Source organism: Oceanobacillus oncorhynchi (genome assembly GCF_000821065.1).
Lineage (GTDB): Bacteria > Bacillota > Bacilli > Bacillales > Amphibacillaceae > Oceanobacillus > Oceanobacillus oncorhynchi.
Window position 1 is genome coordinate 4,054,813 of record NZ_CDGG01000001.1, and the last position, 25,770, is coordinate 4,080,582.

A 25,770-nucleotide genomic window follows, 5' to 3' on the forward strand; every position below is an offset into this window, starting at 1 on the left:
TGCCACTCATTTCATTACATAAACAATAGTGCCAGAAAGATACCGCACAGAAGTCCCAGCACGTTTGACAGCTTTCCATACGTTTGAAAACGTTCTGTGGCATTTTTCCACTGCTCTTCTAAATAGAGATTGGTTAATTTTATATGTTTTTTCTGCTGCTCAATATCATGCTGTCCCAGTGTTCTGCCAAACTGAAGCAATATCTCCAGATCGCTTTTTTGCAACGCAGATTGTCCAATTAACCTTTGCGCACATTCTTCCCATATCTCATCAAAATCTTTTTCTTTATTTTCCAGCTCCTCAGCCAGCTCCTGATAAAATAAAGCAGTCGGACCCTGCAGTTTCTTACTGATTAGTTGAAATGCTTCTTGTAATGGGACCTGGCTGTATACCATTTCCGCCTCTAAAATCTGAAGCGACTGCAATAATAATTGAATATGCTTGGGCCGCTGTTTTAATGATCTTCCCCATTCCCAGCCAAGTACTGTAGACATACTAATTAAAAGCAGCACGCCAATCCACTTCACCTTCACCACCTCTTTGCTTAAAACTGATCGGATTCCCGTCTTTGTCAAAGGCACAAGCTAGCTTTCCGATTTTTTTTCCCTGCCCTAACAGCAGGTAACGCTCAAAAATTAATTCCTGAACTATTTTTTGCATAATAGGGCGGCGGTATAAATCAGCCATATCTCCTGCATGCACTGTACAAATAACCTTCACACCTGCCTGGGATGCTTCGATAATCGCCTCCACATCCTTTTCTGTGCCAATCTCATCGACAATCAGAATATCGGGAGATAACGTACGAATCGCCATCATCATCCCTTCTGCTTTCGGACAGGCATCTAACACATCCGTTCTCATCCCTATATCATGCTGCGGAACACCGCGGATGGATGCTGCTATTTCGGAACGCTCGTCCACGATGGTTACTTTTTTAGAGCGGCCCGTAGCAGATTGACTGGCTATTTGCCTGCAGATATCGCGTATTACCGTTGTTTTTCCAGATTGCGGTGCTCCAAGAATCATAGTGTGATGGTATATCCCATCATAGATATAAGGCATCAGCATATCTGCACAGCCTTTTTTTTGCTTGGCAATACGAATATTAAAAAATGAAACAGGCTGAATCGCTTTTACTTTTTGATCCGCTGTTATAATACCTCCTGCAATACCGACACGATGGCCGCCCTCAATGGTTATAAACCCATTACGCAGCTCTTCTTCCAGCCGATACAGCGAATATTCACTCAGCTGGTTCAGAATAAAAACAGCTTCTTTCTTATGTGGCAACGGCTCGTCCAGCCAGCAAACAGCTGAGTCGAAAATAAATTCTATTTTTTGATGAATACGTACTCGAATTTCTTGAAGCTGTGACCAGCGATGACCTATAAGACCGTCTATCCGGTCCTGAAAAGATGGCGGAAAAAGTCGTAAAATCTCATTCATTCTAAAACCCCGCTTTTTGAAAATACAAAATCAGCTTGTTTTACTTAGAGATATATGTTTTTAAAATGAAATTATGCCCTGAGAGCTTTTTCTTTATTGAAAGGTTTGAAAGAGAGAGGAGTGATAACAAAGGGATTTCAAAAAATAGCTGAAGCCCGTCATTTATTTTTTTACATAAAAAAACAAGCAGTCTGCCGAAGATTCAGCAAACTGCTTGTGTTTATTAAATTATGCTCTGGAAACATATTTCCCATCCGCAGTATTAATAACGAGCACATCTCCTTCGTTAACAAAGAAAGGAACTTGTACAATATGTCCGGTTTCTAACGTAGCCGGTTTGGAACCTCCGCTCGCTGTGTCCCCTTTAATTCCAGGCTCTGTTTCTGTTACCGTAAGCTCTACGTTATTTGGAAGATCTACTCCGATAATTTCACCCTGATAGGTGACCACAGAAACTTCCATGTTTTCTTTAATAAATTTCAATTGATCTTTAATTTGACTTTCTGGAATTTCAATTTGTTCATATGACGCTGTATCCATAAATGCATGCGCATCGCCAGAAGCATATAAATACTGCATTTTGTTATTTTCAATATGCGCCTTTTCTACCTTTTCGCCGCCGCGGAACGTTTTTTCTTGAATATTTCCATTACGTAAATTACGGAGTTTTGAACGTACAAACGCCGCTCCCTTTCCTGGTTTTACGTGCTGGAATTCAATAACCTGCCAAATATCATTGTCTACTTCAATAGTTAAACCTGTTTTAAAATCATTTACTGAAATCATATTTTTTCCTCCTGTACCCTTTTATAATTGGATTAATTCTTTGGGAGCAAAGGTCAATCGCTCATTGCCGTCTTTTGTAATAACGATATCGTCCTCAATGCGGCAGCCGCCTACCCCTGGAACATAAATACCCGGCTCTACCGTTACGACCATGCCCGGTTCTAATATTGCTTCAGAACGAGTCGACAATCCTGGGCTCTCATGAACTTCCATTCCCACTGCATGACCTGTCGAATGACCGAAACGATCGCCATATCCTTTTTCCGTAATGTAATCTCTGGTCAAAGCATCTGCCTCTTTCCCGCTCATGCCAGCTTTTGTTCCTTTAACTCCACGAAGATTCGCCTCTAATACTATATCATAAATTTCACGCAGCGCCGCAGAAATTTCTCCAACAGCTACCGTTCTTGTGATATCAGAGCAATACCCTTCATATAATGCACCATAATCCAGTGTCACCAGTTCGCCCTCTGCCATTTGTTTATCAGATGCCACCCCATGCGGCAGAGCAGAACGTAAGCCGGACGCTACAATGGTATCAAAGCTGGAAGAAGTCGCTCCCTGTCTGCGCATAAAGAACTCTAATTCATTCGAGATATCGATTTCCTTCACTCCAGGCTCGATAAATGATTGAATATGCGCAAATGCGTCATCTGCAATTTTCGCAGCCTTTTTCATAATTTCCAGCTCATCAGGGGTTTTAATCATCCGTAGTGCCTCAACAATTCCTTCTACAGGAATCAACTCTTGAGAAAATTGATTTTGATATGTTTCAAATTGACTGTAAGTCGTATAATTTTTCTCAAAAGCCAGCCTCTTTACACCAAGCTTGTCGATTTGGTTCGCAATTTCCTGAATCATTCCTTGTTTATGCTCTATAATTTCAAATGCTGCCGCTTGTTCAGCAGCCTGCTCTGTATAACGAAAATCTGTAATAAATAGAGCCTTATCTGCAGTAATCAATGCTGTTCCAGCTGTGCCAGTAAAATTAGTCAGGTAACGTCTGTTATACGGACTGTCAATAATTATGGCGTCTGCTTTGTTTTCTTCCAGTTTTTCACGTAAGCGGTCCAATTTCGTCAAAAGGTTTCATCCTCTCCAAAATCTCAAGTATCATAAGTATTTTATCATATATAGATGCGTTTGAATAATCACAGAAAAATCCTAGCTTTTCTTTATGATGTCTTCGGTTTGCTGCGAATCCATATAATCATAGGAGATGGAATAGCCAATAAATGTGCCATATAAAATAAATAAGCAGATGGTTGTTATCCAGGTGTTCAAATTCCATTCCGTCACAGCAGGAATATCGTTAAATATGGGACGGAATAAAAGGAATATAAGAGCCCATAAGACAAAGCCGTATATAACTCCCACCCACATATACTTTATTTTTCTGAAAATCATATAATATACAAACGCGGTGAGCAGAGAAACTACCCCAGCCAGAATCGTTGTAAAGAAGATACCGAGCCACGTGTTTGTCCATCCTTCTGATACCCAGGAAGTCAGCAGATAAAACTTTGGTGCGACCTCCAAAAAATTAAAGTAATACATTACACTTGCAAGTAAACTGAATACAACCCCGCCTACAAATCCTGTGTACATCGATTTTTTTAATACAGATTCCTCATTATCATTTATTTGTTGTTTTTTTGATAAGCGCCTCATTAATAAACACCTCCACTCTCTAGTATGACCAAATCATGAAACTCGTATGAAGAAATAATCTTTCTGTTAATCTGCGGGAATATTTTTTATGAAAGAGGGAATAATTAATTAACAAGCAAACAGTTTCCACAGGATAACGTGATTTCTGTCCAGCCTTCGAGTATCTCGGATAATCATCCGACCGATATATATTAGCGGATTGGCAGAAGCTCCTTCACAGGCATCCTGCAGCATGATATGGTAAAATAGAAGTATAAATAATGTGTGAGAAAGGAGGATTTCAATTGAGAAATAAAGCAGTATCTATTTTTGTTTATTTGATTATTGCTTTTGCAGCTTTCGGTTTATTTACACAGCTATTTGGAAATACCGTTGCATTTCTTTCAAGACTATTGATTTCTATCGGGATAGGGGCAGCTATTTTTGGATTGGTTTATTTCTTTCTCATACGCAATAGGCAGCCTTCCGGACGACAGCGTGACAACATGAAAAAATATAAGCAGGCAGTAAAACAATCTAAATCCAAGTACGGTCATAAACAGGCTGTGAAATCGGCTGGTTCCAGCTATCAGAAAGCAAACCAAAAGAAAAGAAATCCTAAAAGAGCAAGTCATTTGCGTGTTATCGAAGGAAATAAAGCGAAGAAAAAGAACCGTGTTTCTTCTTAGAAATAAATTATTATAGAGCAGACCCTTGCAGGAGCTTAGATTCTAAGCTCCTTTTTTATATTCTCCCATTTCCCACAATAAAGCGCGTTCGAATATTATCCCATTCGAACGCGCTTTATCCATTACGTACCTCTGAAAAATAATAATTAACCACTCCATTTACGCAAAAATTTTTCACTGGATTCTTTTCCAATCCGACGCAGCTTCTCTCTGTTCTCCTCTGTTATATTAAAATTCATGGAATTCTGTTCAGGGGTGGGGACAAAAATAATATGATCTGCTTGATGCTTGGAAATATATCGGTTATCATGCGCCTGCTTCATTGTTGTGAAAAGGGAAGGAAACATATTGAGCGCATTTCGAATCTGACGCGGCTCTACAGATGTGGAAGAATCTGTTAACTTTACACCGATGACAGGACGTACCTGCTTCTCTTCTGCTTCTGAAAAAATCCACAATGGAAAATTGCTAAGCAATCCCCCATCTACGATAATGCTTTTTTGCTTATTTTTACCCTGTATGGATTTCGGCATAAAAAAATAAGGAAACCCGGCGCTCATCCGAATAGCGGCGGCTACCGAAAACGTATCTGGACGAATGCCATAAACTCTTTCTAAATCATCTGGGATTACAACCAATTTACCAAGCGATAAATCACTGACAACTACCTTTAACACACCTGGTTTTAAATCGCCAAACCGATATATATTCCGCTTGGATAATGCATCTCCCAGCCATGCTTCCAGCTTCTCCCCTTTATATAATCCTAATTGAAAATACAGAAATAACCACTTTGTAGCCGGCAATAATTTGGATAACAGCGGCGGATCAGCTAAACTCTGAACATCCAATGTTTTCATTAATTCTTTAATATCCTTAGAATGATAACCTGCTGCCAAAAGCCCGGCTATAATAGCTCCTGCAGAAGTTCCAGCTGCACGCTCCACCTGCAAATTTTTCTCCTCCCAGGCTTCCAACACGCCGACATATGCAAACCCCTTCACTCCCCCGCCAGAAAATACAGCATCAATTTTCATGACATCGCTCCATCCCTTATAGGTGCTTATTGATTTATACGTCTATCAGCTTGTTTATTATGCTTTTTCGCACCTGAAGATGAAGAAATGACCAGTTAAACCGCATCAAAAAAACCAGTCATTCCTGAGAATAACCGGTTACGTTTTATTAACTTCATTTATTTTTTGCAGATCTTTTCTCCGCTGTTCATCTTCTTTAAAATAAGCAACCACATCTGCTATCCTGTCAATCGAATTCCAGCTGAGATGATGCTCTATACCTTCTACATCATTATATATATGTTCTTCGTCCACTCCGATTAACTCCAGAAAATTTTCTAACAGATCATGTCTGAAGACAAGCCGTTCACCGATTTTCTTCCCCTTCGATGTCAGTACAAAACCGCGGTATTTTTCATAATCTAAATAATTATCCTTGTCCAATTTCTGGACCATCTTTGTCACAGAGGACGGGTGCACTTCTAATGCTTCTGCAATCGATGAAACCCTGGCATAGCCCTTTGCTTCAATTAAATTATAAATAATTTCAATATAGTCTTCCATGCTCGGTGTAGGCATAAAAAAGCTCCTTTCTATGTTTTGCCACAGAGAAACGTGAACACCTTCAATAAGAACGTTAATTTTTTTTATCAAAGGAAACTTTTTTTCTAATTTAATAATAGCTGATTTCCTTATAAAACTCAAGTTATTATCCTTTATTTGTATATTCACTTCCGCTTGCATCCTTTGCAGCAGGCAATAAGAAAAAAACAGGACTTCACTTGTTCTTTAAAACATCCGTTTTCTTGCCAAGGAGATGTCCGCTCCGGGAAGTCGCTTTCCGCGGGGTCTTCACCTGTTGCTTTTCCCGCAGAAATCGGCTTCCTTTCGCTCCCATCAAAGAAGAATTATGTTTTATTAGCTTTTTTACAAAGAAATAATCCAAATTCTAGCGACGCTTTTGGATGGGCAAGTAACCGCAATTCCAGTCCCAACTATAGCTCTGTCTGCGCTTATCGCTAAGTCTTCTTTAAAGAAAATGAGCTCAGGCCCAACGGAAGGCGAAGTGTATTTCTGTGGCCTAAGATTATTTCCCCCATGAAACCCGTTTGAACGGCTATTTTCAGCTTTTTTATTAACATTCTTATTCTTGAACAAATTAGCATATATTCCTTCAGATACGTCTAAAGACGGAGGTTATTTCCTTCGATGGATTGTTGTTCGGATTTTTGCTAATTGCTACAATTATTTCAGAAAGAGGAGGGATAACGTGGAAAAGATAATTGAGATCAGCCAGTTAAATAAAAGCTACCGGAAAAGAAAATCAAAAGAAATTGTTCAAGCGGTCAAAGACGTTGATTTTAATGTTTATAAAGGAGAGATTCTTGGTCTGCTTGGTCCTAACGGAGCCGGAAAAACGACTACGATCAAATTAATATGCGGTTTGTTATACCCGGACAGCGGCGAAATAAAGATAAAAGGAGTACCTAATACCGCGAAACGCTTAGAATCGTTACATCATATCAGCGCCGTGCTGGAGGGCAACCGTAATTTATATTGGCGGCTTACGGTGAGAGAGAACTTGGAGTATTTTGCCGGAAACAGAGGAAGGTCAAGAAAGGAAGTTAAAGAAGAGATCGATGAACTGCTGCAAATATTCCGTTTGAAGGAAAAAGAGAATGAGTTGGTAAACCGGCTTTCCCGCGGGATGCAGCAAAAATTAGCAATAGCTGTAGCGATGCTTGCTAATACGGAAGTCATGCTCTTAGATGAACCGACGCTTGGTTTAGATGTGCAAACCGGATTGGAGGTTAGAGAAATCCTGAAATCCATTGTTCAAAATTATCAGCGTACCGTTATCATCAGCTCTCATGACATGGAAGTGATTCAGGATATTTGTGATCGCACCGTTATTATTAATCAGGGAACTGTCGTTATCGATCAGCGCGTCGATGAACTGATAAAACTGTTTGAAGTACGCTCCTACAGACTGACTTTAAATGAAGCTTTGTCACCAGATCAGCAAAAAGCCATTTCCGCCCGTTTTCCGGCAAATGATTATGTAGAGGACGAACTATTCAGCTATCTTACTGTACAGCTTGAGAAAAGCGAGGATATTTATCAGATTTTTCAAGTATTACAATTGAACCGTACACCAATTGATTCGATTGACCGAAAATCGATTCGGTTTGATGAAGTATTTTTAAAAATTATTGAAGGAGACTTTCAACATGCTGTGGATTAATCTATTTCGAGCAAACCTGCGAAAGGAATACTTGGAACTGAAGCGTTATTTACCAAATACTCTTGCCCTTGTTTTAACCTTTTATTTTATCTTTTTAGGTTTATTTGGAGTAATACACTTTTTTGGGGATCCATCAACACAGGATGCGAATATTCAATTTGTGATTGTTAACTATATCTTCTGGTTTTTGGCACTTAGCGTCATTCAAATGTTTGGTTTCGAAATTGTAAATGAAGCCATTCGCGGAACGCTTGAACAATTGTCGATGTCACCGATGGGGATCTGGCGTATTTTAAGCACAAGGCTGATTGCCAGTACAATTATTTACGGAATCATTATTTCTATTTTACTGGTTATTACCATGCTGACAGCAGGACAATGGCTTAATATTGATATTGTATCTATTTTCCCTGTCTTTGTATTAACTGTTTTCGGAATGTATGGCGTCGGATTAATGGTCGGCGGGCTGGCCATTGTTTATAAACAAATTCAAGCCTTCCTGCAGATATTGCAATTTTTATTGGCTGGGCTGACCTTTATTCCGCTTGCTGCATCCCCTCTTATGTATTTTCTGCCTTTTGTTATTGGCGTTGATTTAGTCAGAGATATCATGATCGACGGACAGACTTTAATGGATATCGGCTGGCTGCCGCTGTTAATTTTATTTATAAATGCTCTCGTCTATTTTATCGCTGGTCTGCTCTTTTTTAAATACTGTGAACGCATGGCGATGAAAAAGGGATTGTTGGGGCAGTATTGATATAGGTTTAAATCTTGATGAATCATCCTGTCTGATTTTATAATCAGCAGGATGATTACTAACTTTCATAATGATTTTTTAAATATTCCGATTTATTTTCAGCTTATTTTAAGCGTATTAACCATGAAAGAGATGGTTATGGAAGAATAATCAGCTGCAGGCGAAATAGACTTTATTTCCTTTTTCACCTTTATTCCGATTAAATATGCAATAAAGCTGATAGAACAGACAGAAGCAATGGGCAATCAATGACCCTACAACTCCTTGATTAATTTATGCGCATTTACTTATTCCTAAACCAATTTAATGCCCGCTGTTCTACCCCCTCTACAAATGTTCTTTTTGCTTTACTGTAAAAAGTAGTATCATCGTATTTTAAGGCCAGTTCTTCTTTCAAATTACTCTCTCTCTCTGCTTCAATAGGGTGGTTCCTTAAATAATCTCGGAATACTAGGTGTCTCTCAACTTCGGGATTATTATATTGGTAAACATGAATATGATGTGTTCTGTTTTCCCCGCCCTTTCGGAATAATCGTCTATTTTTTATTCCCCACTCTCCAGCAACATCGTATCCCAGCAGACGCATCTGATCATTGAAAGCATCCATTTTATTGATATCTTTAACAATACATATCATATCAATAACAGGCTTTGCCTTCATTCCTTTGACTGCTGTGCTTCCGAAATGTTCAAATTTTATTATTTCACTTCCAAACACTCCACTTAAAAGTCGCACCTCATTTTCAAACATTTCAATCCATTTTTCGTTGTATTCAGACAGACGGATTTTCAAATAAACCTCTCCCTGTACATAGATTTTATATATCAAACTGTATTATATACCAAAAAAGAGGGTTCTGTTTATAAACAGAACCACTCTTTATGTCTTACAATCCACATTTCAATTGAGCACCACAGCTGGTACACGTATTACATCCGCCGATATCTTCTACACTGCCTTCTCGGCAGACTGGACAGGTATCTCCCACCTCAGATCCGATTGTTACATTTGTTTTATCTAATTCCTGAATGGTGTCCATAAGAACAATTTTTTTATCTTCTTTCTCATCCGGGAATAATTCTGTCTGCTCCCCTACTTGGTTATCCTCTGCTTTTAAGGTTAAGACCTGCGAATCTCTGCTTCCATCCACATAGACCGTACCGCCTTTGGCACCGCCCTTATACAGACGGCGGTAAACACTTTCTACCTGATCAACGGTATATCCTTTTGGTGCATTTACTGTTTTGGAAATCGAGCTGTCCACCCAGCGCTGAATCACACATTGTGTATCCGCATGCGCTTCCGGACTTAAGTCCATTGCGGTTACAAACCACTCCGGCAGCTCTTTATCCGCTGCTTCTGGATGTTCATTTAAATATTCTTCCACAATATCCGCTTTTACTTCGATAAATTTACCTAATCGTCCGCTTCTGTAGTAAGAAAAGGAGAAGTATGGTTCCAGTCCTGTGCTTACTCCGACCATCGTGCCTGTACTTCCAGTTGGAGCGACAGTCAGCAGATGCGAGTTGCGGATACCATGCTCTAATACGCCTTCCCGAATGTCTGCAGGCATTTTTTGCATATATCCCGTTTGGATGAAACGTTCACGGAGCGTTTTTGTTTCTTCCTCTGTTTCACCCACCAGGAAAGGAAAGCTTCCTTTTTCTTTCGCCAACTCGATTGAAGTGCGGTAAGCAGTAGCTGCCATGATTTCAAACACTTGGTCAATCAGCTTATTTCCTTCTTCTGAGCCATAAGCTGTTTCACAATAAATCAATAAATCATGCAGTCCCATCACGCCTAAGCCGACACGTCTTTCTCCTAAAGCCTGTTTTCTATTTTCTTCTAAGAAATATGGCGTTGCGTTAATTACATTATCCTGCATCCGCACACCAGTTTCTACAGTATCTTTTAATTTTTCTACATTTACCTTTTTGGTATCTTTATCTGCCATTTCAGCAAGGTTGACGGCAGCCAAATTACAAACAGAAAACGGAGCAAGCGGCTGCTCACCGCAAGGGTTTGTCGCAACAACCTGCTGACCATACGCTTTTGCATTTGTCATTTCATTGGCATTATCTATAAAGAAAATGCCCGGTTCTGCAGAGTATGTTGCACAAATATTAATCAAGTTCCACAGTTCTTTTGCTTTCACTTTCCGGTAAACCCGAACGCCATAGCCCATTTCTTCCCATTTACGGACATCGCCTACCTCATACCATTGTTCATTATAGGCTTTCATTTCTTCCAGTGTATAATTTTCTACATCTGGAAAGCGCAGCTCATAGTAATCGTCTTTTTCCACGGCTTCCATAAATTCCTTTGTAATACAGACAGAAATATTTGCACCTGCCAGGAAATCCGGATTATGGACGGAATACGTTCCGCCATCACGCAATAAATCCGTTGCCTGCTTCATGGCAGCATCTGTGAACCCGCCTTGGCCGGGGATGGCTTTATAATTGACAATTCCCTGGTACAAATCAAATTCTGTTTCTGTCAGCGGGGTGAATTTTAACTTCTCATTTGCCAGCTGCTTCATCTGCTCATCTTCTGTATTTTCTACTAAATAGCGTAAAATACGCGGATTCTGCATTTTTGAGATAATAAATTCCACAATATCCGGATGAGAATCAACGAGCATAATCATCTGTGCACCGCGTCTGGAACCGCCCTGTTCAACCAGATTCGTCAATTTGGCGATATCGTCCAGCCAGGAGACACTTCCTGAAGATTTTCCGTTGACCCCTCTGGCCAGTGTATTTCGCGGTCTTAATGTGGAACCGTTCGTGCCGACACCGCCGCCGCGTGACATAATCTCCATTACCTGTTTACGATGATCGGAAATACCTTCGCGCGAATCTTTTACAAAAGGCATCACATAACAGTTAAAATAAGTTACATCGGTTTCAGCGCCTGCTCCATATAGCACACGGCCCGCCGGGATAAAATTCATAGAAGCCAATTGGTTATAAAAGGCATCAAATGATTTGGCCTTTCTTTCTTCGGTTTCTTCTACTTCTGAAAGACCGGTCGCATTTCTTTTGGCAATTTGTTCATAATAAATTTCCAACGGTTTTTCGATAACATCGAGTGAACGCGTGATCATCCCGCTTTCCCGTTCTTCTTCCTTATCCAAAACCCCGACATAATCGGATGCGACAGCTACTTCCGCCTTGTTTTCTTCCCAATTAATATCTATAATAAATCCTAGACCCCGAGCGGGAAATTTAGGGTCTGCTTTTACGGTCAAGACAACAAAATCACCTTTTTTTAATGTTTTTTTCTCTGTATCTTTATATGCATACCGATCCAGCATGACCAATCTCGACACGCCTTGATGGGTGATATGCATTTCTTTGGTAATTGGATGCACTGCTTCAAATTTTTTTATATCTTCATTAAGCGCCCCGATATTAACCTGCCTTAATGACTCTAAATGGATAGTCAATGTTATCGCTCCTTGTCTTGCAATTGATTACTTATTAGTTTATCATAACTCTTCTTCACAAAACAATATATAGTATCCAATTCATTATTCTGACACAATATATAGTTAATTATCAGAAAAGCAAGTACCTTTCATACAAGCGCTGATTACTTTTTTTATTCCCTTAAAGCGGACTAGAAACACCCCTTTTTTCTAAACATAATATCTGCAGCCTGAAAGTTGATTATTATTTTTAGCTCTTCATCAAAATCTATGAGTAACATAGTAGATATAAATTTGCGGCCAGCGACTGCTACGGAAATACACTACGCCAGCGAGTTGCTTTTATCTCATTTAACTATATTTTCCAACCATAGATTCTGGTGTTAACCCTTACTTTCAGATGATTTTCCGTCTGCAAAATAAAAACTTTGAAAAATAAAAACGCTGCCCATATAATAAGAGTGTAGAATATAAAGATAGACGGGGGAAACAAAATGACATTTTTACTCATTGCTTTAGTTGTTCTGCTTGCGATTACTATTTTTCGCTACTATAGACAACGCACTTATTTAAATGTACTGACAGAAGATCAATTTGTAGAAGGCTACCGCAAAGCACAATTGATCGATGTACGTGAGCCGCAGGAATTTGATAAAGGTCATATTCTCGGAGCGCGTAATATCCCGGTAACGCAAATGAAGCAAAGACTTGTGGAATTGAGAAAGGACAAGCCGGTCTACCTGTATTGTCAAAACAGCAGCCGTTCCGCAAGAGCTGCGCAGCTCCTGCATAAAAAAGGATTTGAAGAAATTTATCAGCTTAAAGGCGGATTTAAAAAATGGACTGGAAAGATTAAAATGAAAAAATAAAGCCTTTGTTTTCCATTTTGTGAAAGCTGTTAATTGGGCTAAAAATAAAAGCTGATTCAGAGCATAACCTCTGAATCAGCTTTTATGATGGTTTACGATTCTTCGTACCGCAGGATTGGTTTACGTGCAGCGGTTGCTTCATCCATCCGCTTCACAATTGTATGATGTGGTGCCTCCTGTACAGTTTCCGGGTCTTCTTCTGCTTCTTTTGCTATACGGGTCATGATATCAATAAAGGAATCGAGCGTTTCTTTCGATTCTGTTTCAGTAGGCTCAATCATCATCCCTTCTTCCACATTCAACGGAAAATAAATGGTAGGTGGATGAATATCAAAATCCAGCAGCCTTTTCGCCATATCTAATGTTCGGACGCCAAGTTTTTTCTGAATGCTCCCCGACAGTACAAATTCATGCTTACAATGCTGCGGATAAGGCAGTTGAAATACTTTTTCTAACTGACGCATCATATAATTCGCATTGAGTACGGCATATTCGCTGACCTTTTTCAGGCCCTCTGCTCCCATCGTACGAATATACGTATACGCACGCAGGTTAATACCAAAATTCCCATAGAACGGTTTTATCCGGCCGATAGACTGCGGTCTGTCATAATCAAAGCGAAACGAGTCCTTTTCCTTCATAATTAATGGTTTTGGCAAATATGCTGCCAGCTCTTCGCTGACTCCCACCGGTCCTGAGCCTGGACCGCCGCCGCCATGCGGACCTGTGAACGTTTTATGAAGATTTAAATGTACTGCATCAAATCCCATATCTCCCGGTCTGACATAACCCATAATCGCATTTAAATTAGCGCCGTCATAGTAAAGCTTACCGCCGGCATCATGTATTATTTCTGCCATTTCTAAAATATCTTTTTCAAATAATCCTAACGTGTTCGGGTTGGTAAGCATCAAGGCTGCTGTATCTACCCCGACAACCCGCCGCAAATCATCCAGATCCACTAATCCTTCTTCATTTGATTTCACGGTAACTGCTTCAAACCCGGCTACTGCTGCAGACGCCGGATTGGTTCCATGGGCAGAATCCGGTACAATGACTTTTGTACGGTTATAATCCCCATTGGCCTCATGAAAAGCACGAATCATCATTAATGCAGTCCACTCTCCCTGCGCACCGGCAGCTGACTGTAATGAAACCTCATGCATGCCAGTAATTTCTTTTAATGACTCCTGCAAATCATAGAGCATCTCCAGAGCACCCTGCACCGTGTTTGGATCTTGATAGGGATGAATATGACTGAAGCCTTCCAGACGCGCAATGTCTTCATTAATTTTCGGATTATACTTCATCGTGCAGGAACCAAGGGGATAGAACCCGGAATCTACCCCATAATTGCGGGATGCCAGCCCAGTGTAATGACGAATAATATCCAGTTCACTTACTTCTGGCAGCTTAGGAGGTTCTTTGCGAATATAGACGTCCTCTAATTCTTCCTCTAAATCAAAGGCATCTATTTCCAATTCCGGCAAGCTGTAGCTCGTTCTCCCTTCTTTACTGCGTTCAAATAATAATGGAAAATTTTTATCAGCCATGCATATCCCTCAATTCTTTTGCAAGTTGGTCTATCTCTTGTTTTGTACGAATTTCTGTCACAGCCACAAGCATCTGACCATGATAGGAAGGGTCGATTTTTCCCAAATCAAAACCGCCAAGAATTCCTTTTTCAAGCAATGCAGCATTTACTTTAGTAATGTCCTGATTTAACTGAATGACAAATTCATTGAAGAATGGGCCATCATAAACTATCGAAATACCTTCTTCTTTCAATTTCTTCTTTGCATAACGGGCTTTTTGCATATTCATTTCGGACATTTTCCATATCCCATGCTTGCCGATAGAGCTCATCGCAACAGAGCTTGCTAATGCATTCAGCGCCTGATTGGAGCATATATTGGAAGTTGCCTTGTCACGTCGAATATGCTGTTCCCGTGCCTGCAGCGTCAGCACATAGCCTCTGACTCCATTTTCATCCTTTGTCTGACCGACCAGACGTCCCGGAACCTTGCGCATTAATTTTTTACTTGTTGCAAAATATCCGCAATGCGGCCCGCCAAATTGGGCTGGAATCCCGAATACCTGCGTGTCGCCGGTTACAATGTCCGCACCAAATTCTCCCGGCGGAGTCAGATAGCCGAGGGCGAGCGGATTGCTGGACACGATCAGCATGGTCTTCTTTTGATTTTCTAACAGCTTTTGGATTGCTTCCATTGGCTCTATCTGCCCGAAAAAATTCGGATATTGGACGACAACACCCGCAATATCCTCATTCAGAAGTTCCTCCAAATGGACGAGATCTGTTTTTCCATTTTGTAATGGAATCGGAATTATTTCAACTTCCTGTCCTTTCGCGTACGTATGAATAACCTGTTGATATTCAGGGTGGACGGCGTCTGATACCAGCACTTTCTTACGTTTGGTCTGGGCGGCACTCAGATTTACTGCTTCTGCTAAAGACGTACCTCCGTCATACATAGAAGAATTTGCGATTGGTAAAGCTGTCAGTTCAGAGATCATTGTCTGAAATTCAAAAATTGCCTGCAATTCTCCCTGGGAAATTTCCGGCTGATAAGGTGTATATGCTGTATAAAATTCAGATTTCGAAATGACATGATCAACAATGGAAGGTGTGTAATGATCATATACACCTGCCCCAAGAAAGGATACAACGTCTTTCGTGGATGTGTTTCTATTTGCCATCGCTGTTAATTCCTTCATCAATGCATATTCATTCTTTGGTTCTTTTAACTCCAATTCCTTCTGGAGACGAACGCTGCCTGGGATATCTGCAAACAGCTCCTCCGTATTCTCTATCCCTATGGTCTCCATCATTTCTTGTTTATCTTCCCTAGTCATCGGTAAATAACGAAACTCCATCTTTTCTCCCCCTTATTTTACTGCACTAATAAAGTGAAACTTTTTTCCCCGAACTCTTTTTCCTGTGAAAATGTACGATGATTATCTACGGTAGAACGGTGTCTCGACCACCTTCGCTTTTAAGCGGCGCTTTCGGACCTGAACCTCCACCTCTGCTCCAATCTTTGCGGAATCAGATTGAATCAGTACGAGCCCAATATTTTTGTTTAGTGTAGGTGACTGTGTACCGGAAGTAACAAAACCAATCTCGCTCTCTCCCTGGTACACTGGATAGCCGTGTCTTGGAATGCCCTTATCAATCATTTCGATTCCTGCAAGCTTTCTTTCCGTCCCATTAGCAGCTTGCTGTTCAAGTGCTTCTTTTCCGATGAAGTCTACTCCCTTATTCAGCTTCACAGCAAAACCTAAACCAGCTTCCAATGGCGAAATATCAACTGACAGCTCTTGCCCGTATAAAGCAAGATTCGCTTCAAAACGCAGTGTATCTCTTGCTCCCAAACCGATTGGCTGGATGCCTTCTTCCCTTCCCTTTTCAAGCAGTATATTCCACAAATATTTGCCATTTTCAGAATCAAGATAAATTTCAAAACCATCTTCGCCTGTATAACCAGTTCTGGAGATGAGGGCCTTTCCTTCTATTCCTTCCACTTCGATATCCTTTTTAAAACGGAAGAAAGAGATATCTTGAAGCGGTTTTTTTACAATCTTTTGTAAAATCTGCTCCGCTTTTGGTCCTTGCAAAGCTAATTGCGCATAATTTTCCGAAACATTTTTTATGGTAACATTCGGATTGAAATTATTTTGTTCCTGCAGCCAGGCAACGTCTTTCTCCGTATTAGCAGCATTTACAACAAGCAAGTATTCATTTTGAGCCAGCATATATACAATTAAATCATCGACTGTTCCTCCATTTTTATAGCACATAAACGTATATTGTGCTTTGTTTGGCACTAGCTTTGTTACATCATTTGTTAATATCGTCTGTAAAAAATGGACGCTTTCCGGACCGCTCACCAAAACCTCGCCCATATGGGACACATCGAACAGACCGGCTTTTGTCCGGACCGCTTCATGCTCTTCTTTAATACCTGAAAACTGTACCGGCAAATCCCATCCGCCGAAATCAATGGTCTTGGCAACCCTTTCATAAGCTGGAAAAATCGGTGTACGCTTTAATTCACTCATCTGCTTCTCTCCTCACTAAGGTTGATTGAAATACATGAACATCCTTATAACATTTGCTGGTGATTTTTTTAAAAATTGATTTTAAGCACAAAAATAGAGACTCCTCCTAAAAGAAGTCTCTGTCCGCAAACCAGAAAGTTGCATATTCACAAAGAAAACGGTCTTCATCATGTGAATATTTGCTTCGTGGGTGGTCTATAGACAGCTGATGCCTATAAACGCTCTCCAGAGTAGCGTCCTACAAGAGTCTTTTTGCCTGAGAGATTCGCTCTTAACTTGCTCCTTCGGCGTTACATAAACTGTAAGCTCTCCCCTTGTATTCATCCGCTGATTGAATATATTCATGTTGGTTATACTAAAGGATATATAATCCTTCATCATATATTATGTTAGCAGGAAAATCTATTTGACAAAAGTATATCATAACTCTTTAAAAAAGTAATTGAAAAACCATATTTTACCCGAAAGGATGTGCATCGAATAAATGGATTCTATTCAAATTCAACAAGACAATCAATTCATTACCGGCTTAGAGTCAGCCTTTCGTGATGAAAATAATTTAACAAATTGGGAGCTTTTTCGTATGGCATATCAGGCTGCAAATCTAACAAAGCGCCCTTCTTTCAATGGCTTGCAGGCGCTGGAATATTTGCCGCATCTGGATATTTTAGATCATCAATTACAAGCTGCTGAACAAGTAATTGAAACGATGCATGGCCGGGCCATTTTAGCGGATGAAGTAGGACTTGGAAAAACAATTGAAGCAGGGCTGGTTCTAAAAGAATATATGGTAAGAGGGCTGGTGAAAAAAGCATTAATTCTTGTTCCGGCTTCTCTCGTAAATCAATGGGAAAAAGAATTAAACGAAAAATTTCTCATTCCTGCCATTGCCTATCGTAAAAATTACAGCTGGGACGATAATCCAATTATTATATCTTCCATCGATTCCGCCAAGCGTTCTCCGCATCGGGAGGCTATTTTAGATATAGATTATGATTTTATCCTGGTGGATGAAGCTCATAAACTAAAAAATGAGCAGACAAAAAACTACCAGTTTGTCCAGGAATTAAAGAAAAAGTATTGTCTCTTATTAACCGCTACGCCGGTACAAAATAAGCTGTTAGAATTATTTAATCTTGTCAGCCTTTTAAAGCCTGGACATTTAGGGAATTATAAAAGTTTTACAGAGAAATATGGAAAGGACCGCAAAAAAATGGAGCAGGATCCTTATCTGAAGAAGCTTGTCCAGCAGGTAATGGTCCGTAATACAAGGAAAGATACCAGCTTAAACAATTCTAAAAGAAAAATCCAAACCATTTGGACTTCTCTTCCAGAAAGCTATCACAAGGTTTACCATCAATTAATGGAGCTGTCTTTTGGAATGGCATCCTTTGCTAAAATCACTTATTTACGTGAATTCTGTTCTTCCAGAGAAGCTTGCTTTACCTCTTTACTGAAATTAGACCAAGATGGAAATCATGAAGCTATTCAGGAAGTTATCGGAAACATTGAACAGCTGGAGCAGCATCCCAAAGCGGAGGAATTAACCAATCTGATTAAATCGCTGAATGGTGAAAAAGTGATTGTTTTTACCGAATATCGCGCTACACAGTACTATCTGCAATGGTATCTGCAGCAACATGGTATTTCTTCGGTACCTTTTCGCGGCGGCTTTAAACGAGGAAAAAAAGATTGGATGAAGCAATTATTTAGGGATCATGCACAGGTTCTGATTGCTACCGAAGCCGGCGGCGAAGGAATTAATCTGCAATTTTGTCATCATCTGATCAACTATGATTTACCTTGGAACCCGATGCGCTTAGAGCAGCGAATTGGCCGTATTCATCGTTTTGGTCAAGAATCAGATGTGCATATCTACAACATTGTCACTAAACAGACGATTGAAGAGCATATATTGTCCATGCTTTACGAAAAAATAAACTTGTTTGAGAATGTAATTGGTAATTTAGATGCCATTTTAGCAGAGTTAAAAGTAGATAGTATGGAGAAAGAAATAGAATCTATCTATCAGGAATCCACTTCAGCCGGAGAAGTTCGTATTAAGCTTGATAACTTGAAATACGTGATGGAGCAGGCAAACCAGGAAATACAAAACGAGGAGCAATATAGAGATGGAACAGCAAATTGATTTATCCGATTTTCTAACCAGCTATTTTGAAACCAAACATTGTACCATTCTTTCTAAGGATGAGGGACAAATCCATATCCAGCTTACCGAGGAAATGGATAAAGAATTAATGAACCGCCCTTTCTACTGGCATTACATTAAAAAAATCGGCCGGGAAGGAGAGCCCCAGGCGCTGCGTCTGATTACGGACAAAGAGAAAGCGAGTGAACCAGGGGAATGGATTCATTTTGGGAGTCCGAGACTGCATCAAATTATTAATAAATTAACGGAGAAAGAACGTTATACCAGATTATTTGAGGAGGTCCGCACATCGGAAAACACTCCCCTGTATCCTTGGCTTGTAGTCAATATAAAAATCAGCTATCGTGGTGTCCAGCATAGGGATGAAATATTTTCAGTAGGCCTGCAGCTGCTTCATGGACATATGGCTTTAAATATGATGGATTATTTAGAACGTATCCCGCTTGATAGAGCCATATCCGATTATTGTTATACACTGACGCCGATGATTAATCCCAAAAGCGGATTTCTCCGTATTCAAAACGTTTTATTACAACATGTTCAAAACCAGGATAACGCATGGGCTGCTGCATCTATCAAACAGCTGGAATCGGAAAAAGCTACCTTAAAGCATTTTTATGCGGATGAACTTGATCATCCAAGGCATGTAGAAGAATTAGAAGCATTGGAGAAGCGGTTTAAACCAATGATTACATTTCAAGTGATTAACGGAGGGATTTTTTACTTAACTGCATCCACAATGAATGAGAAATAGCCGGATTAATCCCGGCTCAGCTTGTAGAGAAAGTATGGTATTTTCTCTGCAAGCTTTTTTATATGGTTAAAATAATCAAGAGAAAAATAAGATATATCATGAAAATAAACTCCCATCTACCTATCCTTGCTTGGATAGGTAGATGGCAATCTTCTTCATGTTCTGGCAGGCTGCGGTGAGTAATACTTGCTCTCCCGCATTCTGCAATCCCCTCAACCTGCAGTAGCGAAGTCCATGCAGCTCTTTAGAGTCTGCAAAACTTCGCTCTACTTTTTCTTTTCTAAATTTGTATAGCTTTTTTCCGGAAACGGATAACCGGTTTAATCGCACGTGTTCTTTATGTTCTTCCCAAACATGACGGGTGACTACTTTCTGATGATTATTCGAGCGGGTACACTGTTTCAAAAGCGGACAGGATATACACTTTTTTGGGTCTGATTTAAATTCTCTGTAACCTTCTCGTGTCGTTGTTTTATATGGCAATTCTTCTCCATTCGGACAAGTATAACTATCTCGGTCTTCATCATAACGGAATTTCCACTTCGGAAATAACCCTTTCGTTGGATGATAGCGACGGTGAGCGATGACGCCGAATATATTCCGATCAGCTAATCCCTTACAGATTGGATTCGTTAAATAACCGGAGTCTAAAGCCACTGCTTCCACGATAAAATCAAACCGTTTGATTTGCCGGTCTAACCGTTTCAGATAAGGGACCGAATCATGTACATTTCCCGGAGTGACGTACGCGTCTGTAATAATATTATATTTCATATCTGTGGTTCGATGATCTAAGTAACAGAACATTTCTTGTTTGTGGTCCCGAGACATAAAACCACTTTCCGGATCTGTTTTACTTTTCCGAATGGTTTTGACTTGTTTCACTTCCTCTCTATCTCTTAGGACCTTTTTTCCATTCTGTTTACGATCCTCTTGAATGGCTTGGTTTAGTTCTTCTACGTAGTCTCGTGTTTCCACTTCGACTTCTTCCCGACTAAATTTATGTTTATTGGCATTCGCTTTCAAATGAGTGGAATCCGTAAAAAGAACTCTTCCTCCAACCATACGGTGATTCATAGCTTGGAGAACAATTTCATCAAAAATTTCTTGGAAAATCTCCGTATCTTTAAAACGGGTTCGACGGTTCCAACTGATGGTAGAATGGTGAGGAACTGGTTCTGTCAGTTTTAAACCTAGAAACCAGCGGTAAGCATTATTTGTTTGAATTTCCTTTTCAAGTTGGCGTTCCGAACGAATGCCAAAAAAATACCCAACAAACATCATTTTGAATAAAATAAGGGGGTCTAGAGAGGGACGACCATTATCTTCACAATAATAAGGTTTTACTTTTTCAATAATAAAAGAGAAATCAATGTATTTATCTATTTTCCGTAGTAAATGGTCTTGGGGGACTAAATCTTCTAAACAAACAAATTCCATTTCATTTTGCATGTGTTTTCTCGTGTGAAACAAGCTCATCACCGCCTTTGTTTGGTACTTCTATTATACCAAATAATTACGGTCAATTGGGGCTGTTTCCCACATAAAAATAGACTGCCGAGGGTTTCTCGACAGCCTGAGCCGGATTAATCCCGGCTATTTTTTCTTTCATGGTACCAGGACTGAATGGAAAAAGGAATAACCCCCAGCCATTTGTTACCATAGATCGGATAAGATGATTTCTTCTTTTTTTGTTTGCGCTCTGCTTTTTCTTCTGAAGATAAGTTCATGTATTTCACCGCTTCTTCTGTCAGAAAACGGATATAGTCATTGCTTTTCATACTCTATCATCGCTCCTTTTTGAAGACCGTTCTATTTTTAGTTTAAACAATTAAAAAAATTCTATTCTTTTTTGATAAAAAGAAGGACATTTAAAAAGAATGTCGAATTATAAGTTATGTCAGAAATAGTTGTAAAGGAGGTGAGCTAATGAATCACGTCACAAAATTATCTGACGATCTCTTTCAGTCGGCCACGAAGCAGCATGCATCCGATATCCACTTCTATCCCTATGAGCAGGAAACAGAAATTTACTTCCGCATCCACGGAAAACGTACCTTCATCCGGACCATTTTAACAAAGCAATATCAGCTTTTAAGAACATTTTTTAAATTTAGTGCGAATATGGATATCGGTGAAAGCAGAAAGCCTCAGGCAGGTACGATGATCTGGAGTTTCGAATCAAAAGATTATGCACTTCGTATCTCAACCCTTCCTCATTATCAGCAAGAAACGATTGCCATCCGGATTCTTCCTCAAAATGACACTTTACCGCTGGATTATTTATTTCTTTTTCCAAAACAAATAAAGCAAATGCGAAGATGGATGAGCCATGAATCGGGCCTTATCCTGATAACCGGGGCAACAGGAAGCGGGAAATCATCTACATTATATTCCCTGTTAGAAACGGAAATGAAAGAAAGACCTTGTCAAATCATTTCTTTAGAGGACCCCATCGAAAGAAAAATAAAGCAAATTCTGCAAGTTCAAATAAATGAGCGTGCAGGTATTTCCTATCAAGCGGGATTAAAAGCTGCGTTGCGTCATGACCCTGATATTCTGATGGTCGGGGAAATACGGGATAAAGAAACTGCGCACTTTGCCGTAGAGGCTGCTCTGACCGGTCACCTCGTCCTTAGTACGCTGCATGCAAAGAATGCTGTCGGTACGATTTTCCGTTTGAAAGAGATGGGTATCAAAACAGCCGATCTTCATCAGATTCTGATTGGAGTAGGTGCTTTGCGCCTTATTCCAATCAGAAGAAAGAATAAACAGCAGCGGAGTGCTATCGGAGAATTGATTGAAGGAATCCACCTGACAAAAGCCATTGAAGGCAGCCTGCAAGCTCTCCCGGAAAAGCAGCAATTTAAAAATTTACAAAGAAAGGCATTTGCTTATGGCTTTACTGAAACGATTTCTCCCCAATAATCAAAGGTTAACGATTACCACCCAGCTGCAATTTTTACATGTTTTGCAGCGCATGCTTTCCAGAGGCCTTACCCTCGTCCATTCCTTAGATGCAATGAAATATTACGGTGAGTTAGAACACATTTCCAAACAGGTTTTAAGTAATCTGGAAGCGGGAAAGCAGCTGGATGAAGCAATGGATCAGGCTGGTTTCCACCATTCCATTGTCTCTTACCTTTTTGTAGTAAGGGAAAAAGCAGATATTTATGAACGAATCGAGCATTGCTATCAATTATTTCAGCAACGCGTTCACTACATTCGTAAATTTCAGCAAACAGTGCGTTATCCCCTTATATTAATGATAATTTTCAGCGGGCTGTTATTTTTTATTTATTCACGCGTCATCCCTTCCTTCCAGCAGCTGATGTTTGGTGAGCTTCCCATGCTGCTGCAGACTGTTATTTTTCTTTCTGCATGGCTCGGATATTCTCTCCTAATTCTTCTTGTTTTTTCCACCCTTGTTGTACTTGTTTGGCTATTTTCAAGAAATAATATCTCTTTAGAAACAAAACTGTCTATATATAAACGAGTGCCTCTCTACCGCTCTTACGTAAAAAGACAAACATCCTTCCACTTTGCCGCATTATACAGCTCTCTCCTGCAAACCGGAATGCCGATGAAGGAATTATTAAATTATATGTCCCGGCAGACTAAGCTCCCGATTATTTCTTATTACGCGAAGCAGATGCAGCTGGAATACTTTAAAGGAAGAACCATTCACGGACTGTTAACAACAATGGAATTTTTAGAGAGTCATCTGACGGATATTTTATCCTCTAATATGGATGCGAAAAGCCTGGCGAAGGATTTAGCTATCTATGCAGATATTTCGATTGATACCATGTATCAGCGGCTTCAAAAAAGCATTGTTTATATCCAACCGGTTTTTTTCTCAATTATCGGCGCATTTATCATATTGATTTACGTTAGTCTGATGTCGCCTATGTTTGAATTGATGAATACAATGTAAAGGAGCGGTTTTATGTTAAAAAGTTCAAAAGCATTTACACTGATTGAAATGTTGATAGTTTTAATGGTTATCTCGGTAATAATGATTTTAATTATACCGAATCTGGGAAAGAAAACAGGGGATGTTCACTCGAAGGGCTGTGATGCATTAATTTCTGTCGTACAAGCTCAGGCAGATGCTTATCATATTGATACAGGCAATTTACCTTCCAGTATGAATCAGCTGGTAAGCGCTGATTATATCACCGAAGACCAGCGGACATGCTCAAACGGAAATGAGCTCTCCATTTCTAATGGTGTTGTAAATGCTTCAAACTGAACGAGGGTTTACACTGATTGAGGCATTATTCGCATTATCCATCCTGTCGATTATTCTTTTACTCATTCCAAGGCAGCAGGTGGAGCAAATAGAAAAATTAGAGCTGCAGCATTTTTTTGATACATTAGAAATGGATGTGCTCTACTTGCAAAGCACAGCAGGCATGCAGGAAAACGATATCCCATATGTACTAAAGTTTAACCCGGACAGCTACAGCATTGTGCTTGATCGATTCAGAGAAATCAAGCGGGAATATCCGGCTCAATTTTCGTTAGTAACCTCATTTCCCAAAAATGTTGAATTCTACATCAGCGGGGTTATAAAAAACCCCCAGACGATTCGAGTAAGCTTGGCAGGAGAGCCTTATCAGATTGTATTTCCGTTAGGGAAAGGCAGATACTATGTGGAAAAAAGATAAAGGGTTTACCTTATTTGAAACTTTAATCGCATCCCTGCTTCTATTCTCCATGCTCACGATACTTTTGCCGCTTCTCTCCATCATTGCCAAAGAACAGTACAATTCCATTGAAAAAGTACAAATCACAAGTAAATTACATGATGACATGCAGGGCGTGCTGGCGGGAGCGGCACCTTTTCAGGACTACTACACCGTAACTCCATATCAGACGCCTGCAGCCTTCTCTTTTTCGCTGGAAGGTGAGTACCTGAAAGGATGTGCTGAATGGACTAATGCAAAACAAAAAAAAGAGAGTAAATGCCTCTACGCGATTATGGAGTAATACAAAAGGTTTTACATTCATTTCAATGCTTGTTGCTATGACCGTCCTGGTATTAACACTGCCTTTTGTATCTTACGCTCTGTCTGCATTGCAGCTGAAACAAACAAATACGGAAGCCTTATCTGTACAACAATTTTTCACTCAATTACACTATGATGTCATGTCTTCCTCTTCTGCGCATGTAGCGAATAATCAATTATATATCCGTGCTGCCGATCGAAACGACCATACAGAAAGTATAGCCCGCGTCAGCCTCTACAATAATACGGTACGCAGGCAGGTAAATGGATTAGGCCATGAAATTTATCTTCGTCAGGTTGCTGATATTACGTTTGAAGAACATGCAAACGCCATTTATTTAACCATTACCAAAGAATCAGGTGACGTTTATGAAAAAACGATTTACAATTATCCATAATCAGCAAGGGTTTTTATTATTTCATGTCGTCTGGGTAATTCTTATTGTATTTCTTTCAATCCAGTTTTTGCTTTATCATTACCATACGTCAAAAGCTGTCGCTCAAAACCAGCTGTATCATATAGAAATAGAAACACTTTTTCAAATGGCATATCAGCAATTACGGAACGAAACAGGTGATGATGAGATTTCTTTTCCCTATCAGACTGATTATGTTTTTCCTCAAGGAGATGTTACCATAACACTTCACAAAGAAAGAAACAATACAATTTATATCGTTTTTTTAATCAAACCGACAGATAGCAATCATACTTATCGATTATCCCGCCCTTACGTATAAAAGGACAGATTCAGCATTAATGTGAATGATTTTTCATTGTTTTGAAATTAAATCTATGCTAATTGGGCATGATATCTTTAAGAATCGTTTACAATCCTTTCTTGCTCGTATATAA

General features: G+C 39.8%; 27 protein-coding genes and 1 riboswitch. Of the genes, 13 read left to right on the forward strand and 14 right to left on the reverse strand.

Annotated features, from left to right (window positions below; translation table 11 throughout):
• Positions 1-14 precede the first annotated feature (14 nt).
• From spoIIIAB to BN997_RS19410, 5 genes are all read right to left on the reverse strand, one after another.
• Positions 15-527, reverse strand: coding sequence for a stage III sporulation protein SpoIIIAB (gene spoIIIAB, locus BN997_RS19390; protein ID WP_042534717.1), 513 nt, complete (start codon positions 525-527; stop codon positions 15-17).
• Entirely contained in the window at positions 496-1,449 is a 954-nt protein-coding gene (spoIIIAA, locus tag BN997_RS19395; RefSeq protein ID WP_042534718.1) for a stage III sporulation protein AA, read from the reverse strand. The genes spoIIIAB and spoIIIAA overlap by 32 nt, the downstream gene beginning before the upstream one ends.
• Positions 1,450-1,677: 228 nt before the next feature.
• On the reverse strand, positions 1,678-2,235 hold the full coding sequence (gene efp / locus BN997_RS19400) for an elongation factor P (RefSeq protein ID WP_042534720.1): 558 nt from the start codon (positions 2,233-2,235) through the stop codon (positions 1,678-1,680).
• Positions 2,236-2,256: 21 nt separating this feature from the next.
• Complete coding sequence (locus BN997_RS19405; RefSeq protein ID WP_042534722.1) at positions 2,257-3,318, reverse strand: M24 family metallopeptidase; 1,062 nt, start codon at positions 3,316-3,318, stop codon at positions 2,257-2,259.
• 81 nt (positions 3,319-3,399) lie between these two features.
• The gene (locus BN997_RS19410) at positions 3,400-3,906 is read right to left on the reverse strand and encodes a YqhR family membrane protein (protein ID WP_042534724.1); all 507 of its coding nucleotides are present in this window, start codon (positions 3,904-3,906) and stop codon (positions 3,400-3,402) included.
• A 284-nt stretch (positions 3,907-4,190) separates the two neighbouring features.
• On the opposite strand from BN997_RS19410, the gene BN997_RS19415 reads away from it, so the two are divergent.
• Positions 4,191-4,574: an SA1362 family protein gene (locus tag BN997_RS19415; RefSeq protein WP_042534726.1), complete on the forward strand. Its 384-nt coding sequence runs from the start codon at positions 4,191-4,193 to the stop codon at positions 4,572-4,574.
• A gap of 146 nt (positions 4,575-4,720) precedes the next feature.
• On the opposite strand, the gene BN997_RS19420 is transcribed toward BN997_RS19415, so the two are convergent.
• The gene (locus BN997_RS19420; RefSeq protein ID WP_042534728.1) at positions 4,721-5,611 is read right to left on the reverse strand and encodes a patatin-like phospholipase family protein; all 891 of its coding nucleotides are present in this window, start codon (positions 5,609-5,611) and stop codon (positions 4,721-4,723) included.
• 138 nt (positions 5,612-5,749) lie between these two features.
• Complete coding sequence (gene mntR / locus BN997_RS19425; RefSeq protein WP_042536314.1) at positions 5,750-6,169, reverse strand: transcriptional regulator MntR; 420 nt, start codon at positions 6,167-6,169, stop codon at positions 5,750-5,752.
• Positions 6,170-6,860: 691 nt separating this feature from the next.
• On the opposite strand from mntR, the gene BN997_RS19435 reads away from it, so the two are divergent.
• Together BN997_RS19435 and BN997_RS19440 are read left to right on the forward strand one after the other, a co-directional pair.
• Positions 6,861-7,835, forward strand: a complete 975-nt coding sequence (locus BN997_RS19435) for an ABC transporter ATP-binding protein (protein ID WP_042534732.1) — start codon at positions 6,861-6,863, stop codon at positions 7,833-7,835.
• The gene (locus tag BN997_RS19440) at positions 7,822-8,595 is read left to right on the forward strand and encodes an ABC transporter permease (RefSeq protein WP_042534734.1); all 774 of its coding nucleotides are present in this window, start codon (positions 7,822-7,824) and stop codon (positions 8,593-8,595) included. The genes BN997_RS19435 and BN997_RS19440 overlap by 14 nt, the downstream gene beginning before the upstream one ends.
• 283 nt (positions 8,596-8,878) lie before the next feature.
• On the opposite strand, the gene BN997_RS19445 is transcribed toward BN997_RS19440, so the two are convergent.
• A complete protein-coding gene (locus BN997_RS19445) occupies positions 8,879-9,388 on the reverse strand; it encodes a GrpB family protein (protein ID WP_042534736.1) in 510 nt (169 codons plus the stop codon).
• Between the two features lie 94 nt (positions 9,389-9,482).
• Positions 9,483-12,047, reverse strand: coding sequence for a vitamin B12-dependent ribonucleotide reductase (locus tag BN997_RS19450; RefSeq protein ID WP_042534739.1), 2,565 nt, complete (start codon positions 12,045-12,047; stop codon positions 9,483-9,485).
• 476 nt (positions 12,048-12,523) lie between these two features.
• Here BN997_RS19450 and BN997_RS19455 point away from each other — a divergent pair, with 476 nt between their 5' ends.
• Positions 12,524-12,898: a rhodanese-like domain-containing protein gene (locus tag BN997_RS19455; RefSeq protein ID WP_042534741.1), complete on the forward strand. Its 375-nt coding sequence runs from the start codon at positions 12,524-12,526 to the stop codon at positions 12,896-12,898.
• Positions 12,899-12,990: 92 nt separating this feature from the next.
• On the opposite strand, the gene gcvPB is transcribed toward BN997_RS19455, so the two are convergent.
• The 3 genes from gcvPB to gcvT form a co-directional block, all read right to left on the reverse strand.
• The gene (gcvPB, locus tag BN997_RS19460) at positions 12,991-14,451 is read right to left on the reverse strand and encodes an aminomethyl-transferring glycine dehydrogenase subunit GcvPB (protein WP_042534743.1); all 1,461 of its coding nucleotides are present in this window, start codon (positions 14,449-14,451) and stop codon (positions 12,991-12,993) included.
• Positions 14,444-15,793, reverse strand: coding sequence for an aminomethyl-transferring glycine dehydrogenase subunit GcvPA (gene gcvPA / locus BN997_RS19465; protein ID WP_042534745.1), 1,350 nt, complete (start codon positions 15,791-15,793; stop codon positions 14,444-14,446). The genes gcvPB and gcvPA overlap by 8 nt, the downstream gene beginning before the upstream one ends.
• 81 nt (positions 15,794-15,874) lie before the next feature.
• Positions 15,875-16,978: a glycine cleavage system aminomethyltransferase GcvT gene (gene gcvT / locus BN997_RS19470; protein WP_042534747.1), complete on the reverse strand. Its 1,104-nt coding sequence runs from the start codon at positions 16,976-16,978 to the stop codon at positions 15,875-15,877.
• 234 nt (positions 16,979-17,212) lie between these two features.
• A riboswitch (glycine riboswitch) is annotated at positions 17,213-17,302 on the reverse strand.
• Positions 17,303-17,462: 160 nt separating this feature from the next.
• On the opposite strand from gcvT, the gene BN997_RS19475 reads away from it, so the two are divergent.
• Positions 17,463-19,127 (forward strand): DEAD/DEAH box helicase, encoded by a 1,665-nt coding sequence (locus tag BN997_RS19475; protein ID WP_042534749.1) that lies wholly within the window; start codon positions 17,463-17,465, stop codon positions 19,125-19,127.
• Positions 19,111-19,902, forward strand: a complete 792-nt coding sequence (locus BN997_RS19480; RefSeq protein ID WP_042534751.1) for a YqhG family protein — start codon at positions 19,111-19,113, stop codon at positions 19,900-19,902. The genes BN997_RS19475 and BN997_RS19480 overlap by 17 nt, the downstream gene beginning before the upstream one ends.
• Before the next feature lie 120 nt (positions 19,903-20,022).
• Here the strand turns inward: BN997_RS19480 and BN997_RS19485 are convergent, their stop codons facing one another.
• Positions 20,023-21,381 carry an IS1182-like element ISOih1 family transposase gene (locus BN997_RS19485; protein WP_084612992.1) on the reverse strand — a complete coding sequence of 453 codons (1,359 nt, stop codon included), beginning with the start codon at positions 21,379-21,381 and terminating at the stop codon, positions 20,023-20,025.
• Positions 21,382-21,488: 107 nt separating this feature from the next.
• Complete coding sequence (locus BN997_RS19490) at positions 21,489-21,683, reverse strand: YqzE family protein (RefSeq protein ID WP_042534755.1); 195 nt, start codon at positions 21,681-21,683, stop codon at positions 21,489-21,491.
• Positions 21,684-21,831: 148 nt separating this feature from the next.
• Here BN997_RS19490 and comGA point away from each other — a divergent pair, with 148 nt between their 5' ends.
• From comGA to BN997_RS19525, 7 genes are read left to right on the forward strand one after another with little or no spacing between them, the layout of a single operon-like run.
• On the forward strand, positions 21,832-22,830 hold the full coding sequence (gene comGA / locus BN997_RS19495) for a competence type IV pilus ATPase ComGA (RefSeq protein WP_042534757.1): 999 nt from the start codon (positions 21,832-21,834) through the stop codon (positions 22,828-22,830).
• Entirely contained in the window at positions 22,799-23,839 is a 1,041-nt protein-coding gene (locus tag BN997_RS19500) for a type II secretion system F family protein (RefSeq protein WP_042534758.1), read from the forward strand. Before comGA ends, BN997_RS19500 begins: the two co-directional genes overlap by 32 nt.
• Positions 23,840-23,851: 12 nt before the next feature.
• Positions 23,852-24,157 carry a competence type IV pilus major pilin ComGC gene (gene comGC / locus BN997_RS19505; RefSeq protein ID WP_042534761.1) on the forward strand — a complete coding sequence of 102 codons (306 nt, stop codon included), beginning with the start codon at positions 23,852-23,854 and terminating at the stop codon, positions 24,155-24,157.
• The gene (gene comGD, locus BN997_RS19510; RefSeq protein ID WP_042534763.1) at positions 24,144-24,575 is read left to right on the forward strand and encodes a competence type IV pilus minor pilin ComGD; all 432 of its coding nucleotides are present in this window, start codon (positions 24,144-24,146) and stop codon (positions 24,573-24,575) included. The genes comGC and comGD overlap by 14 nt, the downstream gene beginning before the upstream one ends.
• Positions 24,559-24,897 carry a hypothetical protein gene (locus BN997_RS19515; protein ID WP_042534765.1) on the forward strand — a complete coding sequence of 113 codons (339 nt, stop codon included), beginning with the start codon at positions 24,559-24,561 and terminating at the stop codon, positions 24,895-24,897. The genes comGD and BN997_RS19515 overlap by 17 nt, the downstream gene beginning before the upstream one ends.
• On the forward strand, positions 24,848-25,315 hold the full coding sequence (gene comGF, locus BN997_RS19520; RefSeq protein ID WP_084612993.1) for a competence type IV pilus minor pilin ComGF: 468 nt from the start codon (positions 24,848-24,850) through the stop codon (positions 25,313-25,315). The genes BN997_RS19515 and comGF overlap by 50 nt, the downstream gene beginning before the upstream one ends.
• Positions 25,287-25,655, forward strand: a complete 369-nt coding sequence (locus BN997_RS19525) for a hypothetical protein (RefSeq protein WP_042534769.1) — start codon at positions 25,287-25,289, stop codon at positions 25,653-25,655. Before comGF ends, BN997_RS19525 begins: the two co-directional genes overlap by 29 nt.
• Positions 25,656-25,770 lie beyond the last annotated feature (115 nt).

Bases quoted from the DNA above. Each gene is read 5' to 3' on its own strand.
- BN997_RS19490 (WP_042534755.1), bottom strand. From the start codon at position 21,683: ATGAAAAGCAATGACTATATCCGTTTTCTGACAGAAGAAGCGGTGAAA.
- BN997_RS19485 (WP_084612992.1), bottom strand. From the start codon at position 21,381: ATGAGCTTGTTTCACACGAGAAAACACATGCAAAATGAAATGGAATTT.
- comGC (WP_042534761.1), top strand. From the start codon at position 23,852: ATGTTAAAAAGTTCAAAAGCATTTACACTGATTGAAATGTTGATAGTT.
- gcvPB (WP_042534743.1), bottom strand. From the start codon at position 14,451: ATGGCTGATAAAAATTTTCCATTATTATTTGAACGCAGTAAAGAAGGG.
- BN997_RS19500 (WP_042534758.1), top strand. From the start codon at position 22,799: ATGGCTTTACTGAAACGATTTCTCCCCAATAATCAAAGGTTAACGATT.
- mntR (WP_042536314.1), bottom strand. From the start codon at position 6,169: ATGCCTACACCGAGCATGGAAGACTATATTGAAATTATTTATAATTTA.
- BN997_RS19525 (WP_042534769.1), top strand. From the start codon at position 25,287: ATGAAAAAACGATTTACAATTATCCATAATCAGCAAGGGTTTTTATTA.
- BN997_RS19480 (WP_042534751.1), top strand. From the start codon at position 19,111: ATGGAACAGCAAATTGATTTATCCGATTTTCTAACCAGCTATTTTGAA.
- comGD (WP_042534763.1), top strand. From the start codon at position 24,144: ATGCTTCAAACTGAACGAGGGTTTACACTGATTGAGGCATTATTCGCA.
- comGF (WP_084612993.1), top strand. From the start codon at position 24,848: ATGCAAAACAAAAAAAAGAGAGTAAATGCCTCTACGCGATTATGGAGT.
- BN997_RS19440 (WP_042534734.1), top strand. From the start codon at position 7,822: ATGCTGTGGATTAATCTATTTCGAGCAAACCTGCGAAAGGAATACTTG.
- efp (WP_042534720.1), bottom strand. From the start codon at position 2,235: ATGATTTCAGTAAATGATTTTAAAACAGGTTTAACTATTGAAGTAGAC.
- BN997_RS19475 (WP_042534749.1), top strand. From the start codon at position 17,463: ATGGATTCTATTCAAATTCAACAAGACAATCAATTCATTACCGGCTTA.
- BN997_RS19455 (WP_042534741.1), top strand. From the start codon at position 12,524: ATGACATTTTTACTCATTGCTTTAGTTGTTCTGCTTGCGATTACTATT.
- gcvT (WP_042534747.1), bottom strand. From the start codon at position 16,978: ATGAGTGAATTAAAGCGTACACCGATTTTTCCAGCTTATGAAAGGGTT.
- comGA (WP_042534757.1), top strand. From the start codon at position 21,832: ATGAATCACGTCACAAAATTATCTGACGATCTCTTTCAGTCGGCCACG.
- gcvPA (WP_042534745.1), bottom strand. From the start codon at position 15,793: ATGGAGTTTCGTTATTTACCGATGACTAGGGAAGATAAACAAGAAATG.
- spoIIIAA (WP_042534718.1), bottom strand. From the start codon at position 1,449: ATGAATGAGATTTTACGACTTTTTCCGCCATCTTTTCAGGACCGGATA.
- BN997_RS19410 (WP_042534724.1), bottom strand. From the start codon at position 3,906: ATGAGGCGCTTATCAAAAAAACAACAAATAAATGATAATGAGGAATCT.
- BN997_RS19420 (WP_042534728.1), bottom strand. From the start codon at position 5,611: ATGAAAATTGATGCTGTATTTTCTGGCGGGGGAGTGAAGGGGTTTGCA.
- BN997_RS19515 (WP_042534765.1), top strand. From the start codon at position 24,559: ATGTGGAAAAAAGATAAAGGGTTTACCTTATTTGAAACTTTAATCGCA.